Below are 16,796 nucleotides of genomic sequence, written 5' to 3' on the forward strand. Positions count from 1 at the left end.
CGATGGTCCCGAAGTCGTTCCAGGCCTGTATCAACCGGCTCTTTTGCCGATAATCCGGTTGGCGGCGGACACCACGGCCTCCAGCGAGGCAGCGACGATGTTGGTGTTGATGCCTGCGCCGAACAGCTTGCCGTCAGGATATTCCATCTCGACATAGGAAATGGCCGAGGCGTTCGAACCGCGCTGCATCGAGTGCTCGGAATAGTCGAGCACCGACATATCGACGCCGACATGACGCGACAGCGCATCGACGAAGCCGTCGATCGGGCCTGTGCCTGTGCCTGATATCGTCATCTCCTTGCCGTCGTCGAGAATGACGGCCTCGACAACGCGCCGGCCCTTTACCTCGGTGTCCGGATAGGTGTGGTGATCGAGGAATTTCAGCCTGGCGCCCGGCTGGTCGACATAGGTATCGAGGAAGCGCTCATAGATGCGCCTGGCCGGCACTTCCTTGCCTTCGGCATCGGTGATCGCCTGGATTGCCTGGCTAAACTCGATCTGCAGGTTGCGCGGCAGGTTGAGCCCGTAATCCGCCTGCAGCACATAGGCGATGCCGCCCTTGCCGGACTGCGAGTTGATGCGGATGATGGCTTCGTAGCTGCGGCCGACGTCGGCCGGGTCGATCGGCAGGTAGGGAACCTCCCACACTGGCGTGTTGGCCTTCTTCAGCGCCTTCATACCCTTGTTGATGGCATCCTGGTGCGAGCCGGAAAAGGCGGTGTAGACGAGTTCGCCCACATAGGGATGGCGCTCGGGAATCTTCAGCTGGTTCGAATATTCGTAGACATCCTTCATCCGGTTGATGTCGGAGCAGTCCAGCTTCGGATCGACGCCTTGCGTGTACATGTTGAGCGCCAGCGTGACGATGTCGACATTGCCGGTGCGCTCGCCATTGCCGAACAGCGTGCCTTCGACGCGATCGGCGCCGGCCATCAGGCCGAGCTCGGTGGTGGCGATGCCGGTGCCACGGTCATTATGCGGGTGCAGCGAAATGATCAGGTTCTCGCGCCTGTCGAGATTGCGGCACATCCACTCGATGCGGTCGGCATAGATATTGGGCGTCGACATCTCGACGGTCGACGGCAGGTTGATGATGAGCTTGTTGTCAGGCGTCGGCTTCACGATCTCGGTGACCGCGTTGCAGATCTCCAGCGCCACCTCGAGCTCGGTGCCGGTGAAGCTTTCGGGCGAGTATTCGAAACGGTAGCCGCCGCCGGCACCCGCTGCCATGTCGGTGATCATCTTGGCGGCATCGGTGGCGATGCGCTTGATGCCGGCGACGTCCTTCTCGAAGACGACGCGGCGCTGCAACTCGCTGGTCGAATTGTAGAAATGCACGATCGGGTTGGTGGCGCCCCTGAGCGCTTCGAAGGTGCGGGTGATCAGTTCGGGCCGGCACTGCACCAGCACCTGCAGCGAAACGTCGGCCGGTACGCTGCCCTCTTCGATGCACCAGCGGGCGAAGTCGAAATCGGTCTGCGAGGCCGAAGGAAAACCGATCTCGATCTCCTTGAAACCCATGTCGAGCAGCAGCGCGAACATGCGCGCCTTGCGTTCGTGGCCCATCGGGTCGATCAGCGCCTGGTTGCCGTCGCGCAGGTCGACCGAGCACCAGATTGGCGCCTTGTCGATCACTTTCGAGGGCCAGGTCCGGTCGGTGAGGCCGACGATTGGGTAGGGTTGGTACTTGCGGGCGGCGTCCGGCATGCCGCCGTTCTGCTGGCCCGCCGGGGCCTCGCTTACGCGGATTTCTTCTCGTGCGTTCATCGTCGTTTCTCCCGGCGACCCTCGAATCCGCCTTCAGGCGGATGGGTGGCGAGTGGCGCCTTTACCAGTTTTTCGTTCGCTTGATGTGACTGCCAAGGAGCATGCGCTTGCGCGGCGGCTCGACCGCCGGGCGCTCCTTCAGCGAACCCGGCGATCGCCGATAAGGCCGAGAAGAAGCAGCGTCGAGGCAAGCGCGCGCACGGTCTCGCCGGCAAAGCCGGTCTGACGGGAAGCGGTGGTGGCGCGCGTGTTCATGGCGGCTTTCATACAGGAGCGGCCAGCCGGAGGCAAGCCGTACCGAAAGCCATGCCGACAGCCGGGCGCGTGCCGGGCCACGTTCCGTCTGACGTCGTCGCCGACGTGCGTGCCCTTCCAACAGGCCGAGGCCGGACCTGGCCGCCAACGGGACGTAGCGGTTCAATATATAAGATGACTTATGTATTCAAGTTTCTGTGGAAACTTCGGAACGTCTATGGCATGCCGCTGCCGGCGCGGCCCTCCTGCGGCCGATTGCTTCAAACCGTTTCGAAAGACGCGAACGATGGACCAACTGCGAGCGCAAACCCGGATCAGCGATGCGGCGATCAGGTCGGTGATGGACCGGCTGCGCACCGAGCACAGCGAATTCGAGGTCGAGACCGGTGTTGCCGATCGATGGGAACTTCGCCTGTACTACGGTTCGCTGAGCGCGGCACTCGAGGGCGACTCCATGCTGATCCGCGTCTCGGCCGTAGACGAAACCTGCCTGTCCTACATGAAGATGACGGTCGCCGGCCACGTCGCGCAGCATCTCGGAACGACGAGCGGACTGCGCTGGCAAGGCGACGGCAGCGACACCGGCACCCCGATCTTCTTCCGCGAAATCACGGTGGTGTCGTCAAAGCGGATTTCTCCGCACATGCAGCGCCTGCGCTTTGCAGGCGATGATCTTGGCCGGTTTACCCATGGCGGCCTGCACATCCGGCTGCTGCTGCCGCCGCGGGGCAGGCCGCCCGTTTGGCCTCGATAGGCGCCGACGGCCTGCTTGTGTGGCCTGCCGGTGAGGATGCGCTCACCGTCCGCATCTACACGATCCGGGCGGTGGATCCGACAAGCGGTTGGCTCGATGTCGATTTCGTGCTGCACCCCGGCCATGACACGCCCGCCGCCACATTCGCGCAGAACGCGGTGGCGGGAGACGTCATCGGCATGATCGGGCCAAGCGGCGGCGAGACGCCGACGGCGCCGACCCTGCTGCTGGTCGGCGACGACACAGCGCTGCCGGCAATTGGCCGGATTCTGGGGGAACTGCGGCCGTCAACCCGCGTCGAGGCGCTCATCGAGGTCGATGGCCCGGACGACCGCATCGCGCTGGCGCAAGGCGACAACATCGAAATCACCTGGCTTTACCGGCACGACCGCGCGGCCGGCACCGCCGGCCTGCTGGCGGCCGCCCTGCGCGAGCGCAGCCACATGGCGCTTGCCGATAACCTCTACGTCTGGGCCGGATGCGAGTTCACGGACTTCCGCGAGATCCGCAAGATCGTGCGCAAGGAGTGGGGCCTGGGCCGCGACCGGCACCTGGTAACGGCCTATTGGCGTCGCGACGCGCAGGCCGAGGGCGACGACGAGGATTAGGATCGATCCATAAGTATGCCGGCAGCCGGGGCGGAGCAGCCTATTCCTTCACCGCGCGCGCTACCAGCCGCGCGATGCTCGGGCCGACAAGCAGCACGATCAGGAAACGCGCCGACTGGAGCGCCATGATGAAGGAGATGTCGACGTTCTGGGCGGCGGCGGCGATGATGGCGACGCTGTCCATGCCGCCGGGGCTGGTCGCGAGATAGGCGGTCAGCGGATCGATGTCGAGCAGATGGCTGATCATGAAGGCGAGGCCGCCGCAAAAGGCGATCAGAGCCACGATCGAAGCGACGATCTGCGGCAGGGCACGTGTCGCATGGCGCAGGATCGGCCTTGTGAAGTTCAGCCCGATCGACCATCCGACCATGGCGTAACTGACAGCCAGCAGCCAAGGCGGCAATTGCATCGGCACGCCGAGGCCAAGGTGGATCACCGCGCCGAAGATGAAGGTGCCCAGAAAGGAGGGCGAAGGCAACCGGCAAAGCCTTCCCGCCAGCCCGCCGACCAGCGCGATGCCAATGGTTGCTGCTAAGGCTTGGGCATCGATCGGCGGAAACCAGATAATCGGCGGGATTTCGACGCCTGACGTGTCGACCCACATCTTGGCGACAATGGCCGCCGTCATCGAGACGAAGATGACACGCAGATACTGCATGAAGGCGACGAGGCGCTGGTCGGCGCCGAAGGCGCCGGCCATCAGCACCATTGCGGTGGCCGCGCCTGGGGAGGATCCCCAGACGGCGGTCGTGCCGGGCAGGATGCGCCACCGGCTGATCAGCCAGCCGAGCAGGCTGGACGCCGCGACGGTGGCTGTCACTGCGCCGAGGAACAGCGGCCATTCGGCATAGAAGACGCGAAAAATGTCGGCCGAGATCGAAGCGGCGATGAGGCAGCCGACGATCGCCTGGGCGGAGCCGAACAGAAGCCGCGGCACGCGCACGGTAGCGCCGTTGGTGCCGGCGACGATGGCCGCCAGCATCGGCCCGATGAGCAGCGCCGCCGGCAGCGCGGCCAGTTCGAGCGCACCGGCAAACAGCACGGAAATGACGAGGAGGGCCAGCCATTGCCAAGGCTTGCGCATGCGCGCCATGCGCTCGACGGCCGGCTGGCCAGGAGACGGCTGCTTGGGCGAGGAATCCATGTTCTGGTCTTAGACTGAGCGGTAAGGGATGCGAACCCCCGCTGCATCGAAAAGCGGTCGCCTCAGATGTCTGTGCCGAACAGTTGCTCGATTTCTCCACCGCTCATGCGATCGAAACGGTCGGACACCGAAAACTGACCAGCCATAAAGCCAACCCGTCGCGATTGTACCGGCACCGATTGATCCATAGGAATGACCTTGACCAATGACTTGCCAGCCTTGGCGATCATGAAAGGTTCGCCGTTGGCGGCTCGCTGAACGAGACGTGAAAGATTGGCCTTCGCATCGCTAATGTTTACTATCTGCGTCGAGTCGTCCACCCGGATCAGCCCGTCTTGTCGTCAGCCAATCCAAAGCCGCCGACGGGGTTGGTTTCCACCTGGAACTCGAAGCCGGCGATGAAGGGCCTCGCTTTGGCGATGGCCGCCTGGACTTCGGGAAGCTGCAGCGAGGCTTTGTGGCTTGCCTGGTCAGTCCACACTTCTGTGACCCAGATGGCATCGGCATCGGCCGGGTCGGTGGCAACGATATAGCTCAGGCAGCCGGGCAGGGCGCCGGTGCTGGCGCGCAGGACGTCCATGACAGCGTCGCGCTGGCCGCGGGCCGCCCGCATCTTGCCGATCAGACCGTACATCCCTTCGTCTCCCTTCAGCGTTTTCGACAAGAGTATACCGTTCGTCAGTATGCAGGTCGCGGCTCAAGGCATCAACTGGCCACCATTCACCTCGATCACCTGGCCGGTGATGTAGCCGCTCAACAGATCGGAGGAGAGGAACAGATAAGCACCGACGCAATCTTCAGCCGTGCCGGCGCGCCCCTGCGGAATGGTGGCAACCATGCCCCTGATCTGCTCTTCGGTCGAGTAGCGTTCGTGGAACGGCGTGAGAATGGTGCCGGGTGCCACCGCGTTGACGCGAATGCCGAAGCCGATCAGTTCCTTGGCCATGCCGCGCGTGACGTTGGAGACGAAAGCCTTGGCCGAGCCGTAAAGCCCGGCGCCACCGCCGGCGCCGTTGCGGGCGGCGATCGAGGAGGTGTTGACGATGAAGCCGCCTTGTCTCTTCAACCACGGCATCGCCTTGCGCGAGGCGGTCGGCACCGAACGCGCGTTGAGATCCATCACCGCGTCGTAATGCGCCTCTGTCTGCTCGGCGTAGGGCACGCGGCCGAGCATCCCGCCGGCATTGTTGACCAGCCCGTCGAGGCGGCCGAAATGCTGCGCGCTGTCCTCGACGACGCGTTCGACGTCGGCGGCCAGGGAAAAATCGCCCTGGACGAGAAGCACCTCGCCGCCATTGTCGCGAATGGCCTTGCCAAGTTTCTCGGCGGCGTCACGGCTGGAATTGTAGTGCAGTGCGACCAGACATTTCTGCGCCGCATAAGCCAAGGCGAGCGCCGCGCCGATGCCGGTCGAGGCGCCGGTGACCAGCACCGCCTTGCCGGCGAGATCGGGAATGACAAGCCCGAGGGGAGTGGTTGTCGCTGGCACTGTCGTTTCTCCGGGATTTCGCGGTTCTTAGCTGGTCTTGCTACCCTTGCATTCAGTCCATGCAGCTTCAAGGCCTGAGATAGGCATAGCCCTGGCTTTGCAGTTCGGCGAGCTTGACGACGCCGCCACTGTCGGCCGCATGAAAACCGTCGAGCAGGTCGGCGAGCGAAATATCCATGCCGTGCATGGTGTTGGCGCAGGCATGCGGATCGAGCCCTTGCTGGACGAGACCGGTGAAACGACCGGAGATCGCCGCCGATATGCCCTTCGACTTGAAACCGGCAAGAGCCGGACCATGGACGACCAGCGCGATATCGACATTGCCGCCGGTGCCTTCGTAATGGTTCTTGATGTTGCCCAGCACGAAATTGACCTTGTCGAGGTCACTGAGATGATAGGCGACCTTCAATCTCGTGGCCTCGGTGGCCGCGGCTTGCGCCACCCGCAGTCCAATCAGCGTGCCGGCTCCGACGAGAATCGCGCGGAACATGTCGCGTCGACGCATGGCGATGGTTCCCCCCGGGTTGACAGATGGCCGCGAATTGCGTGGCCGCGACGCCGAGTGTAGCATAAATCGGCGTCGCGTCCTGCCGATGCGGAGGGTCACATGGCGTTCGAACAGAGACTGGCAAGCGTCCTGTCCGGAGCGGCCTTGTTGAGCCTGCTGGGCGCGACGGCTTTCGCCGACGAGGCGGCCAAGCTCACCGAACTCAGTCCCAACGGTCAGGACGCCTGTTTCGGCCGCATCTACGATGCCAACCAACCACCTCAAGGCGCATCCGGAGCAGAAGGTGGCCCGGATCTTCTTCTACTACGGCCATGATCCGGTCAGCAGGCCGAACGAGGAACCGGCCGCGAATGCCGGCACGTCCTACAATGGCTTCGTCACCACCACGGTGCGTGGCGCCAAGGCTCCGGAATGGGCCGGCGGCTGGTGTAGTCACCAATCCGAGGATGGCGCATCAAACCCGATCCATTGCGGCATGGAATGCGACCGCACGCTGGCGTCGCTGAAAGTCGACGACAAGGGCCGGCTGATCCTTTCGGACCTGCAGCCCGATATCTATCTCGATGCCGGTTCCGAAGAGGAACTCGGCACGACTGAATACAACAGGCAGGCGCTGGGCTCGCAGGACGACAATTTCCGCCTCGACCCGATGCCGGCAGCGACCTGCAAGGCGGAGTTCGCCCGCATCGACCCGATCGACCCGGCGATGGGTCCGCCGCTGCGCGACCGGCTGAAGCCCGACCAGGCCTTCTGCTACGGACGCGACTACGATGCCGCGCATTTCGGTTCGCATCCCGACCAACTGACGCAGTCGATCCGCGTGTTCCGTGGGCCGGTCGAACTGGCTTCATTCGCGGCGGGCGGCGACCTTGCCAATTGGCCTGACGGCGCCGACATCGCCGTTTCGGTCACGACGCGACAAAAGTCGGGCAAGGTCACGCAGGTCTATTCCTGCCAGGGCGAGGCCGACCAGTGGCGCTGCGCGGCGAGCTCGAAGATGAGCGATTTCTCCTGCGATATCACGCAGAAGGAGATTTTCCTCAAGCGCGGCGCCAACGGCATGATGATGCTGGCCAATCCCAACAACAGCCTTGCGATCGTCGATTTCTGTTCACAGGCAGCCGACGGCAAGACGAAGTCGGACGACAAGATCTACCGGCTGGAACCGATGCCGCAATCGGCTTGCGCGCCTTAAGCGGAGCCCTGGTTAGGTCAGCACGAAGGGATATATCTTTGCTATATCTCATTTGAGGATAGCACGATGAACAAAGCGAAAGTGTTCTGGTCAGGCAGGTCCCAAGCCGTGCGCCTGCCGAAGGAGTTCCGTTTCGACACAGAGGAGGTCTCGATACGCCGTCACGGGCAAACCGTCATCTTGGAACCGCTTGCGCAGGACTGGGCGTGGCTCGACCAAGTGATTGGACCGCTTGATGATGATTTCGCCCAGGCAGCACTGGAACGTCAGGACGGGCAGGATCGACCTGCCTTGGAAGACGTCTTCAAGTGATCTACCTGCTCGACACCAATGCCGTCATCGCGGTCACGAAGGGGCGATGAGGGTCTGCTTGCCTGCTGAAACGGCATAGGCCGCAGGACTTTGCCGTCTCGCCTATTGTGTCGAAAATTTGGCGCGTATCGAAGCTCTGCAGTTTCCTGTGCTCGAATTCTATCGGGAAGATGCGAGACATGCCGGAGGGCAACGCTTGCCACATTGGGAACTCCAATTGGTCCCTACGATGCGTTGACTGGTGGGCAGGCGCGCTCGCGGAATCTTACGCTGATGACCCGCAATATCCGGGACTTCGAGCGGATCAAAGCTCTGTCAATCGAGACGTGGTGAAATGCCTCACGCGAACGGCACCGCCGTCGTGCCCTTGGGCAGCTTGGCTTCATCATCGGGCTCGACATGGATGGTGACGCGCACGGAAGGGATTTCCGCCTGCAGCGAATCCTCGATGCGGTCGCAGATGACATGGCTGGCGCCAACCGACATGTCGGCATCGACGACCAGATGGAATTCGATGAAGGTGGCGCGGCCGGCGATGCGTGTCTTGAGGTCGTGCACTTCGAGCGCGCCTTTGCAATTAGCCGAAATGATGTCGCGGATGCGCATGTGCTCCTGGGTATCGACGGCGCGGTCCATCAGCCCGTTCATCGACGAGCCGATAACATGCCAGCCCTGCCAAAGAATGTTGAGCGCGACGATCACGGCCAGCGCCGGATCGAGGATCTGCCATCCGGTCAGCACCGCGCCGACGAGGCCGGCGAAGACGCCGACCGAGGTCACGACGTCGGTCATGATGTGCTGGCCGTCGGCGACCAGTGCCGGCGATCTTGCGTTGCGCCCTGTACGGATCAGCGCCCAGGCCCAGAAGGCGTTTATGACCGTCGCCACACCGTTGACGGCAAGCCCTTCCCAAGGCTGCTGGAGCGGGACGGGGTGGAGCCAGGATTGCCAGACCTCGTTCAGGATCAGGAGTGCCGCGACCACGATCAGCACGCCTTCCAGGACGGCCGAGAAATACTCGGCCTTGTGGTGGCCGAACGGATGGTCCTGGTCGGCAGGCTTGTAGCTGACCTGGATCGCCCAGAACGCGGCGGCCGAGGCGATGACGTTGACGATCGATTCCAGCGCGTCCGAATAGAGTGCGACGGAACCGGTGATGTACCAGGCGGCAAGCTTGAGTGCGAGCACCACACAAGCGACGACGATCGACCAGAAGGCAAGCCTTGCGACCTTGCGCCTGGTCGCGGCCTTCGCCGCGACCGCCGTCGTGTCCCGCGTTTCGACCATCGTCTCTAGGCGGCCTTGTCCTTGGCCTTGTGCGGCAGGTGGGCGACGATGTTCTCGATGATGCGCATGCCGGCATTGTGGCCGAGCGTCATGATCGATTCCGGATGGAATTGCACCGCGGCGATCGGCTCCTTGCGGTGCTCGAAGGCCATGATGACGCCGTCTTCGGTCTCGGCGGTGACCACGAAATCGTCGGGTAGCCGCACCGGATCGGCGAAGATCGAATGGTAACGGCCGACGGTGACTTCCTTGGGCAGGCCGGAGAAGATGATGCCGGGCTTGGAGACGCGAATGCGCGACGGCTTGCCGTGCATCGGCACATGCAGCTGCCGCAATTCGCCGCCATAGGCCTCGGCCAGCGCCTGCAGGCCGAGGCAGACGCCGAAGATCGGCAGCTCGCGGGCGCGCGCTCGTCCGATGGTGGCGGCGCAGTCGAAATCCTTGGGCGTGCCGGGACCAGGCGACAGCACGACGAGATCCGGCTTCAGCCGGTCGAAAACTTCTTCCGGCACGGGGGTGCGCACGGTCGAGACATTGGCGCCGGTCTGACGGAAGTAATTGGCCAGCGTGTGGACGAAGCTGTCTTCATGGTCGACGAGCAGGATGTTGACGCCGTCGCCGACGCGCGCGGTGGTGCGTTCGGTGCTGGCGGCATTGCCCGTCTTGGCGTCGCGGATGGCGGAGAGCATGGCGGAGGCCTTCAGTTCGGTTTCGGCTTCTTCTTCCTCGGGAATGCTGTCGAACAGTAATGTGGCGCCGGCACGCACCTCGGCAATGCCGTCCTTGATGCGGATGGTGCGCAGTGTCAGCCCGGTGTTCATATCACCGTTGAAATTGACCATGCCGATGGCGCCGCCATACCAGGCGCGCGGGCTCTTCTCGTTCTGCTCGATGAAGCGCATGGCCCATAGTTTCGGCGCGCCGGTGACGGTCACCGCCCAGGCGTGCGAGAGAAACGCGTCGAAGGCGTCCATGCCTTCGCGCAGCCTGCCCTCGATATGGTCAACCGTGTGGATAAGCCGCGAATACATCTCGATCTGGCGGCGGCCGATGACGCGCACCGAACCCGGCTCGCAGACGCGCGACTTGTCGTTGCGGTCGACATCCGAGCACATTGTGAGCTCGGATTCGTCCTTCTTGGAATTGAGCAGCTTCAGGATCTGCTCTGAGTCGGAAATGGCGTCGTCGCCACGCTTGATCGTGCCCGAGATCGGGCAGGTCTCGACACGGCGGCCGTTGACGCGCACGAACATTTCGGGCGAAGCGCCGATCAGGTATTCGCCTTCACCCAGATTAATGAAGAAGGAATAGGGCGAGGGGTTGATTGACTTCAGCTTGCGCGAAATCTCGGAGGGTTGGGTCTCGCAGCGTTCGTAGAACATCTGCCCGGGTACGACCTCGAACAGGTCACCGCGCTTGAAGCTGTCCATCGCGCGGCGCACAAGATTGGCGTATTCGCCGGGTTCATGGTCGCCGCGCGGCGGGATACGGTCGGCAGTCTTGAACGGCTCGGCGATCTCGTCGCGCGGCAGGCCTTCGGTCGAAAAACCCTTGCCGGCGTAGTCATATCGATCGGTCCAGGCCTTGGCCGAATAATGATCGACGACCAGGATCTCGTCGGGCAGGAACAGCACGAGATCGCGCTGGCTTGGCTTGCGTTCGAGCTTGTAGTCGACCGGATCGAACTGGAAGGCGAGGTCGTAGCCGAAGGCGCCGTAAAGGCCGAGATTGGCGTCTTCGGCGGTCTTGAACAAGGCGGTGATGGCGCGCAGAACCGTGAAGACGGAAGGAACGCGGCTGCGTTCTTCTTCGGTGAAGACACGGCCCGGCTTGGCGACGTCGAGGCGGATCAGCTTTTTCGACGCCTCGGCGATCGTGATCTCGGCGATATCGCCGAGCGTCTTGACGATGACCGGCAGAAGCACCTCGCCCCGCCGGTTCAGCGCCTCGATGCGCATGGACCGGCCACGCGCCGAGATCACCAAAGGCGGGTCGATGATGGCGGTGTCCCAACGCGTATAGCGGCCGGGATATTCATAGTTCGAAGAGAACACCGCGCCCCGGCGCGCATTCAGCCCGTCGACATAGGCGTCGATGGCGCCTTCATAGGGCCGGTCGTGGCGCTCGCGGGTGATGGTGATGCCACCCCCGGTCACAAAACTCTCTGCGCCGTTGTCCAGAACCTTCATCGTCATTGCCGTCTCCATCAGCTTCTTGGGCAACGGACCCGGGAATGGCTTGGAAAAAACAAATGGCCGCCCGGACATTCCGCTGCGGCCACCCTCTCTTTTCACGCGCACGCGTTCGAACAGGCCGCTGTCAGCAGGCCCACCACCAAACGGTCTTGATCGAACGCATGTTCATGGCGATTCCCATAGCGGCGATTGAGCGACCGCGCAACTGGATTCGATGGAGGCTCAATCTTCCAGTGTGCCGGACCTTGCGTCGGCGCTCTTCCTGTCGCCCACCAGTTTCAACAGATCCTCGCCGGCGCGGATGATACGGCGCGAGCGCCGGGTCAGGACGATGCCGGCCTGCGGCGCGAACACCTCGGTGCGGCCATCGGCTTCGCCCGGTGCGTGGACGATGACGGCAAGCCGCGTGTCCTTGGCGACGCGGTCGCCGGGCTCCACGTCATAGAGCACGGCACCCGCCCGGGGCGCCGGCATCATGTCGATGTTTTCGAGCGGCGCGACAACCCCGGTGAAGGCACCGGGTGAGGGCAGGGCCGGGTCGGCGACTACGCCGCGCGCCACCAGCAGCCGGTAGAGCCCCGCGGCGTCCGACGCCGCGAACGCGCCATCGACATCGAGGATGCCGCGATATTCGACCGTCGTGACGACGCGCCGGCCGAGCTTCGCCACATCGGCGGGAACGTTCTGATAGGGCATGATCGAGGCGCCCTCGAAAGTGCCGTCCGTGTCTTCACTCCACAGCACCACCGCCTCGACGCCCATGGCGGCGGCGCAGTCGGCCATTGCCGGCCACAGGCTTGTGTGGACATACAGGTAGGAGAGACCCTCGTCGTCGCAATGCAGGTCGAGCACGATGTCGTGGCCGAGCGAAAGCTGCACCAGTCTCGTCTTCAGCCGCTGGTCGGGCGTGCCATGCGCGGTGTCGGGCAGGAGTGCCGTGTCGGGCGCAGCGAGCAGCGGGAAACCGCGGTTGAAGTTGGTGCGCGTGCCCAGATGAAAACGGCCCTGATGTTCGCCGAAATGATACTGGGCGCGGCCGATCGGATTGGCCCAGGGCACGATGGTGATGTCGCCCTTGATGCGCCCCTCCGCCTCGGCCCTGGCCAGCATCGGCATCAGCGCGTCAATGGCGACGACTCCGGGCAGTTCGCCGGCATGAAGTGCTGCCTGCAGATAGGCCGAAGGCGCGGATTCGTCGGTTCCAGCGAAGCGAAACAGCGGGAATTCGTAGGAAACCCCTTCGCTGTCGCCGGCTATGCGTTCGATCGATTTCTGCATGGGGTCTTTCTCCGTCGAGAGGCGAGAAGACATGCCTCTTCGACTGTGCGCTTGTCGATTGGTCCAGGCTGTCGCGCTATGGGCGCAAGCAGCTACTGCGCGGCAGGTTGAAGAGTGACGACCGGAGCGCGCTGGTCCAGTGCCCGCGAGGCAACGGCTACGGCGACCGCCAGCAGAGCGAGTGCCGCGCCCACCAGCGGCAGGTTGGCATAGGAAACGCCCCAGGAGAGCGCCACGCCGCCGATCCAGGCGCCGCTGGCGTTGCCGACATTGAAGGCGCCCTGGTTCAGCGTGGCGGCAAGGTTCGGTCCCTCGGAAGCGGCTTCCACGACACGGATCTGCAACGGCGGCACGACGACGAAGACGAGCATGCCCCACAGGAAGACGATGCCTATGGCGACACTGGCGATAGCGCCGAACTGCATGAAGCCGACAAACAGGACCGCCAGCAGCAGCAGCGTGCCGATGACCGTCGGCATCAGCTTCCAGTCGGCCAGCCGGCCGCCGATGATGTTGCCGATGGTCATGCCGGCGCCGAACAGCAAGAGCACCCAGGTGACCGCCGCCGTGGACAGGCCCGACACGTCGGTGAGATAGGGCTTGATATAGGTGAAGACGGCAAACAGGCTGGCTGAGGCGAGCGCCGCGATCAGCATGGCCAGCCACATCTGCAGCTTGCCGAGCACGCGCAATTCGCCGCGCAAGCCGTCGCCGCTTGGTTCAGTGACATCCGGCGGCACTAGCCAAGCGATCGCCGCGACCGAGATCAGCCCGATGCCGACCACCGCCAGGAAGGTGGCGCGCCAGCCGAAGGCTTCGCCAAGCGCCGTTCCGGCGGGAACGCCGAGGATGTTAGCCAGCGTCAGGCCGGCGAACATCAGCGCGATGGCGCTGGCACGCTTGTTGCGGGGCACCAGGCTGGCGGCGACGACCGAACCGATGCCGAAGAAGGCGCCGTGGCCGAAGGCGGTGAAGACGCGCGCGCCCATCAGCATCCAGTAATTGGGCGCGATGGCGCAGAGCAGGTTGCCGACGACGAACAGTGCGGCCAGTCCGACCAGCACCGGCTTGCGCGGCAGATGCGCGGTGGCCATCGCCACGATTGGCGCGCCGAAGACCACGCCCAGCGCATAGCCCGTGACCAGCAGCCCGGCCGCGGGAATGGTCACGCCAAGGTCGGCGGCGACCTCCGGCAGCAGACCCATGATGACGAATTCGGTGGTGCCGATGCAGAAGGACGCAATGGCAAGCGCAAGGATCGGCAAAGGCATGGGAGGTCCAGACTGAATCGGTTCAAATGGAAACTGCGCGAGCGCCCCATGGCGCACAAGCGCCATTGCCGCAATGCAGCAATGCAGAAAGCGGAGAGCAAAGAGGCACTGGCAGCGGTGCTTATGCCGTGCTGCCTAAACGACCCTGACCGAACCCGGCCGAGCGGCCGAACCGACCGCTGAAGCCGGAGTTCAGACCAGCGGCTTCAACTCCTGGGCGATGGTTGGCAGCAGTTCCGAGACATTGGGGTGGATGTGCATGGCGCGCGCCAGCGTGTCCACAGGCGCCTTGGCATACATCAGGTCAAGCACGCAATGCACGGCTTCATCGCCGCCGGGGCCAAGCACGCAGCAGCCGAGGATTTCCCTTGTGTCAGCGTCGACGAGGATCTTCATGAAGCCTTGCGTCTCGCCTTTCTCGACGGCGCGGCCGACACGGCTCATCGGCCGCTGGCCGACCAGCGCGCGGCGTCCCGACTTCTTCACTGACGCCTCGGTCATGCCGCAGCGGCCGAGCGGCGGGTCAATGTACAGAGCGTAGGCCTCGATGCGGTCGGTGACCTTGCGCGGATCATTGTCGAGCAAATTGGCCGCAACGATCTCGTAATCGTTGTAGGACGTGTGGGTGAAGGCGCCCTTGCCATTGCAGTCGCCCATCGCCCAGATGCCGGGCACGCTGGTGCGCAACTGGTCGTCGACGGTGATGAAGCCGCGTTTGTCGACCTCGATGCCGGCCTGGTCGAGGCCGAGATCGTCGGTATTGGGCGTTCGCCCCAGAGCCAGGAGCACATGCGAGCCGACGGCCGGCGGCTTGCCGGCGGAGAAGGCAACAGCAATATCCTCGCCCTGCCTGGCGAAGCTTATGGCGTCGGCGCCGAGATGGACCGCGATGCCTTCGTTTTCGAGGATCAACAGGATGGCGTCGGACACATCCTCGTCTTCGCGGCCGATCAGCCGCGAGCCCTTTTCGACAATCGTGACCTCCGCGCCGAAGCGGCGGAACATCTGCGCGAATTCGAGCGAGATGTAGCTGCCGCCGACCACCACGAGGTGGCGCGGCAACACGTCGAGGTCCATCATCGAAGAGTTGGTGAGAAAGTCGATGTCGTGAATGCCGGGCAGATCCGGTACCGATGCGCGGCCGCCGGTGTTGAGAAAGATCTTGCCGGCGGTCAGGAGATCATCGCCGACGCGCACCGTGTTGGCGGATTCGAAACGCGCATGGCCGCGATAGAGCGTGCATTTATCCATGTCGGCGATCCAGGTTTCCAGATTGCCGCGGGCGTCGTTCGACACCTTGTCCTTGCGCGCCTTGACCCTGGCATAGTCGACGCCGACCGGGCCGGAGAGGGTCACGCCATAGTCCGCGGCGCGCCGCGCCAGATGCGCGGCATAGGCGCTGGCGACCATGGCCTTGGTCGGCATGCAGCCGGTGTTGACGCAGGTGCCGCCGACCAGCTTGCGCTCGATCAGCGCCACGCTCATGCCGGCCGCGGTCAGCCGGCCGGCCAGCGAAGGGCCGGCCTGGCCGGCACCGATGACGATGGCATCGAAGGTTTTCGCCGTCATGCCACCGCCGCCACGATCAAGAGGCCGCCGACGATTGCGACCGCATCCTCAATGAAGGCCGCGGGCTGGTCCTTGCCGAAGGCGGCCGCCAGCCGGCCGCGCGCCTCCGCGCCGCCGAGCGTGCCGATGACGGCCCCTATGGCGCCGGCGATCAGGCAGACGATGGTGGCGCCGCCAGTGGCGCCGATCACGGCGCCGCTGAAGGCGCCGAGCAGGATGCGGGCGCCGAATTGCTGCGGCACCTTGCGGCTCGGCGTCGACGGCAACTGATCGGTGACCAGCTCGACGATGGCCAGGATAGTGAAAATGCCGACAGCGGCCCAGTGGCTCATGAAGCTTGCCCAGGTGCCGGCAACCGGCAGCCAGCCGAGCCAGGCGCCCCAGGCGACGGCGGCCGGCGCGGTCATGGCGCGCAGGCCGGCAATGACCCCGATCAGAAGTGCAAGAATGTAAAGCATGTTGATCCCCCTCGATCCCGGGCCGGGATAGCCCTGAAAAGGCAGGCTACCATAGGTCCGGTATTTGGCCAGTACTTGCATAGGCGCTCTCTTACGCCGCAACGGTGCGTGGCAATGATGACGGAGGCACCGCATGGCTGAGAGCGAACGCGCAAAAATGGCGGCGGGCGAGTGGTATACGTGCATGGATGACGAACTGGAGGCGCTGCGCGGCGTGGCTGCGGGCGCCGTATTCGAGCACAATTCGCTTGCGCCCCGTCAGCGCGGCAACATCGGGCCTGCCTTGCAGGATCTGCTCGGCGGCGCGGGCGAGGGCGCCCGCATCGAGGCGCCGTTCCACTGTGCCTATGGCTTCAACATCTTTCTCGGGGACGGCGTCTTTCTCAATGCCGGCTGCATCATTCTCGACACGGCAAGCGTGCGCATCGGCAAGGGAACGCTGCTCGGCCCCAATGTGCAGATCTATTGCGCCGAGCATCACAGGGAGGCCGCGGGGCGACAAGCCGGGCTGGAAATCGCCAGGCGGGTCGAGATCGGTGCCGATGCCTGGATCGGCGGCAGTGCCGTCATCCTCGGCGGGATCAGCATCGGCGAGGGCGCCATCGTCGGCGCCGGCGCCGTGGTGACGCGCGACGTGCCCGCGAACATGACGGTGGTCGGCAATCCGGCGCGGGCGGTCAAACGCGGTTGAGTGCCCGGCGGGCGC

Annotated in this window: 17 protein-coding genes and 1 pseudogene; 6 read left to right on the forward strand and 12 right to left on the reverse strand. The window is 64.2% G+C overall.

Annotation, left to right across the window (positions count from 1 at the left end):
* Positions 1–30: 30 nt before the first annotated feature.
* Complete coding sequence (gene leuA, locus FJ972_RS10060) at positions 31–1,767, reverse strand: 2-isopropylmalate synthase (RefSeq protein ID WP_140496087.1); 1,737 nt, start codon at positions 1,765–1,767, stop codon at positions 31–33.
* An 898-nt stretch (positions 1,768–2,665) separates the two neighbouring features.
* On the opposite strand from leuA, the pseudogene FJ972_RS30115 reads away from it, so the two are divergent.
* Positions 2,666–2,913: pseudogene (locus tag FJ972_RS30115) on the forward strand (siderophore-interacting protein); the annotation flags it as partial.
* Positions 2,914–2,955: 42 nt separating this feature from the next.
* Complete coding sequence (locus tag FJ972_RS10070) at positions 2,956–3,384, forward strand: siderophore-interacting protein (RefSeq protein WP_226880599.1); 429 nt, start codon at positions 2,956–2,958, stop codon at positions 3,382–3,384.
* Positions 3,385–3,424: 40 nt separating this feature from the next.
* On the opposite strand, the gene FJ972_RS10075 is transcribed toward FJ972_RS10070, so the two are convergent.
* The 5 genes from FJ972_RS10075 to FJ972_RS10095 form a co-directional block, all read right to left on the reverse strand.
* Positions 3,425–4,528, reverse strand: a complete 1,104-nt coding sequence (locus tag FJ972_RS10075; protein WP_140524940.1) for an AbrB family transcriptional regulator — start codon at positions 4,526–4,528, stop codon at positions 3,425–3,427.
* Positions 4,529–4,590: 62 nt separating this feature from the next.
* The gene (locus tag FJ972_RS10080; RefSeq protein WP_140524939.1) at positions 4,591–4,848 is read right to left on the reverse strand and encodes a type II toxin-antitoxin system Phd/YefM family antitoxin; all 258 of its coding nucleotides are present in this window, start codon (positions 4,846–4,848) and stop codon (positions 4,591–4,593) included.
* A gap of 5 nt (positions 4,849–4,853) precedes the next feature.
* Positions 4,854–5,162 carry a putative quinol monooxygenase gene (locus FJ972_RS10085; RefSeq protein ID WP_140496083.1) on the reverse strand — a complete coding sequence of 103 codons (309 nt, stop codon included), beginning with the start codon at positions 5,160–5,162 and terminating at the stop codon, positions 4,854–4,856.
* 63 nt (positions 5,163–5,225) lie between these two features.
* Positions 5,226–6,017 carry an SDR family NAD(P)-dependent oxidoreductase gene (locus tag FJ972_RS10090; protein WP_140524938.1) on the reverse strand — a complete coding sequence of 264 codons (792 nt, stop codon included), beginning with the start codon at positions 6,015–6,017 and terminating at the stop codon, positions 5,226–5,228.
* A 67-nt stretch (positions 6,018–6,084) separates the two neighbouring features.
* Positions 6,085–6,522: a DsrE family protein gene (locus FJ972_RS10095; protein ID WP_140524937.1), complete on the reverse strand. Its 438-nt coding sequence runs from the start codon at positions 6,520–6,522 to the stop codon at positions 6,085–6,087.
* 102 nt (positions 6,523–6,624) lie between these two features.
* Between FJ972_RS10095 and FJ972_RS10100 the strand changes: the two genes are divergently transcribed.
* From FJ972_RS10100 to FJ972_RS10110, 3 genes are all read left to right on the forward strand, one after another.
* Positions 6,625–6,840, forward strand: coding sequence for a hypothetical protein (locus tag FJ972_RS10100; RefSeq protein WP_226880532.1), 216 nt, complete (start codon positions 6,625–6,627; stop codon positions 6,838–6,840).
* On the forward strand, positions 6,809–7,720 hold the full coding sequence (locus tag FJ972_RS10105) for a hypothetical protein (protein WP_226880534.1): 912 nt from the start codon (positions 6,809–6,811) through the stop codon (positions 7,718–7,720). Before FJ972_RS10100 ends, FJ972_RS10105 begins: the two co-directional genes overlap by 32 nt.
* A gap of 66 nt (positions 7,721–7,786) precedes the next feature.
* Positions 7,787–8,032: an antitoxin gene (locus tag FJ972_RS10110; protein WP_140524936.1), complete on the forward strand. Its 246-nt coding sequence runs from the start codon at positions 7,787–7,789 to the stop codon at positions 8,030–8,032.
* A gap of 339 nt (positions 8,033–8,371) precedes the next feature.
* Here the strand turns inward: FJ972_RS10110 and FJ972_RS10115 are convergent, their stop codons facing one another.
* The 6 genes from FJ972_RS10115 to FJ972_RS10140 all read right to left on the reverse strand — a co-directional run bounded on the left by FJ972_RS10115 (position 8,372) and on the right by FJ972_RS10140 (position 16,090).
* Positions 8,372–9,319 (reverse strand): cation diffusion facilitator family transporter, encoded by a 948-nt coding sequence (locus tag FJ972_RS10115; protein WP_140524935.1) that lies wholly within the window; start codon positions 9,317–9,319, stop codon positions 8,372–8,374.
* A 5-nt stretch (positions 9,320–9,324) separates the two neighbouring features.
* Positions 9,325–11,514, reverse strand: a complete 2,190-nt coding sequence (locus FJ972_RS10120) for an anthranilate synthase (RefSeq protein WP_140524934.1) — start codon at positions 11,512–11,514, stop codon at positions 9,325–9,327.
* Positions 11,515–11,736: 222 nt separating this feature from the next.
* A complete protein-coding gene (locus FJ972_RS10125) occupies positions 11,737–12,792 on the reverse strand; it encodes a succinylglutamate desuccinylase/aspartoacylase family protein (RefSeq protein WP_140524933.1) in 1,056 nt (351 codons plus the stop codon).
* Between the two features lie 92 nt (positions 12,793–12,884).
* Positions 12,885–14,063 (reverse strand): MFS transporter, encoded by a 1,179-nt coding sequence (locus tag FJ972_RS10130; RefSeq protein WP_140524932.1) that lies wholly within the window; start codon positions 14,061–14,063, stop codon positions 12,885–12,887.
* Between the two features lie 192 nt (positions 14,064–14,255).
* Positions 14,256–15,632, reverse strand: coding sequence for an FAD-containing oxidoreductase (locus FJ972_RS10135; RefSeq protein WP_140524931.1), 1,377 nt, complete (start codon positions 15,630–15,632; stop codon positions 14,256–14,258).
* A complete protein-coding gene (locus FJ972_RS10140; protein ID WP_140516958.1) occupies positions 15,629–16,090 on the reverse strand; it encodes a DUF4126 domain-containing protein in 462 nt (153 codons plus the stop codon). The genes FJ972_RS10135 and FJ972_RS10140 overlap by 4 nt, the downstream gene beginning before the upstream one ends.
* 133 nt (positions 16,091–16,223) lie before the next feature.
* Here FJ972_RS10140 and FJ972_RS10145 point away from each other — a divergent pair, with 133 nt between their 5' ends.
* A complete protein-coding gene (locus FJ972_RS10145) occupies positions 16,224–16,781 on the forward strand; it encodes a sugar O-acetyltransferase (RefSeq protein ID WP_140524930.1) in 558 nt (185 codons plus the stop codon).
* The last annotated feature ends 15 nt before the right edge of the window (positions 16,782–16,796 follow it).

The sequence above is a fragment of the Mesorhizobium sp. B2-1-1 genome (assembly GCF_006442975.2).
Classification (GTDB): Bacteria; Pseudomonadota; Alphaproteobacteria; order Rhizobiales; family Rhizobiaceae; genus Mesorhizobium.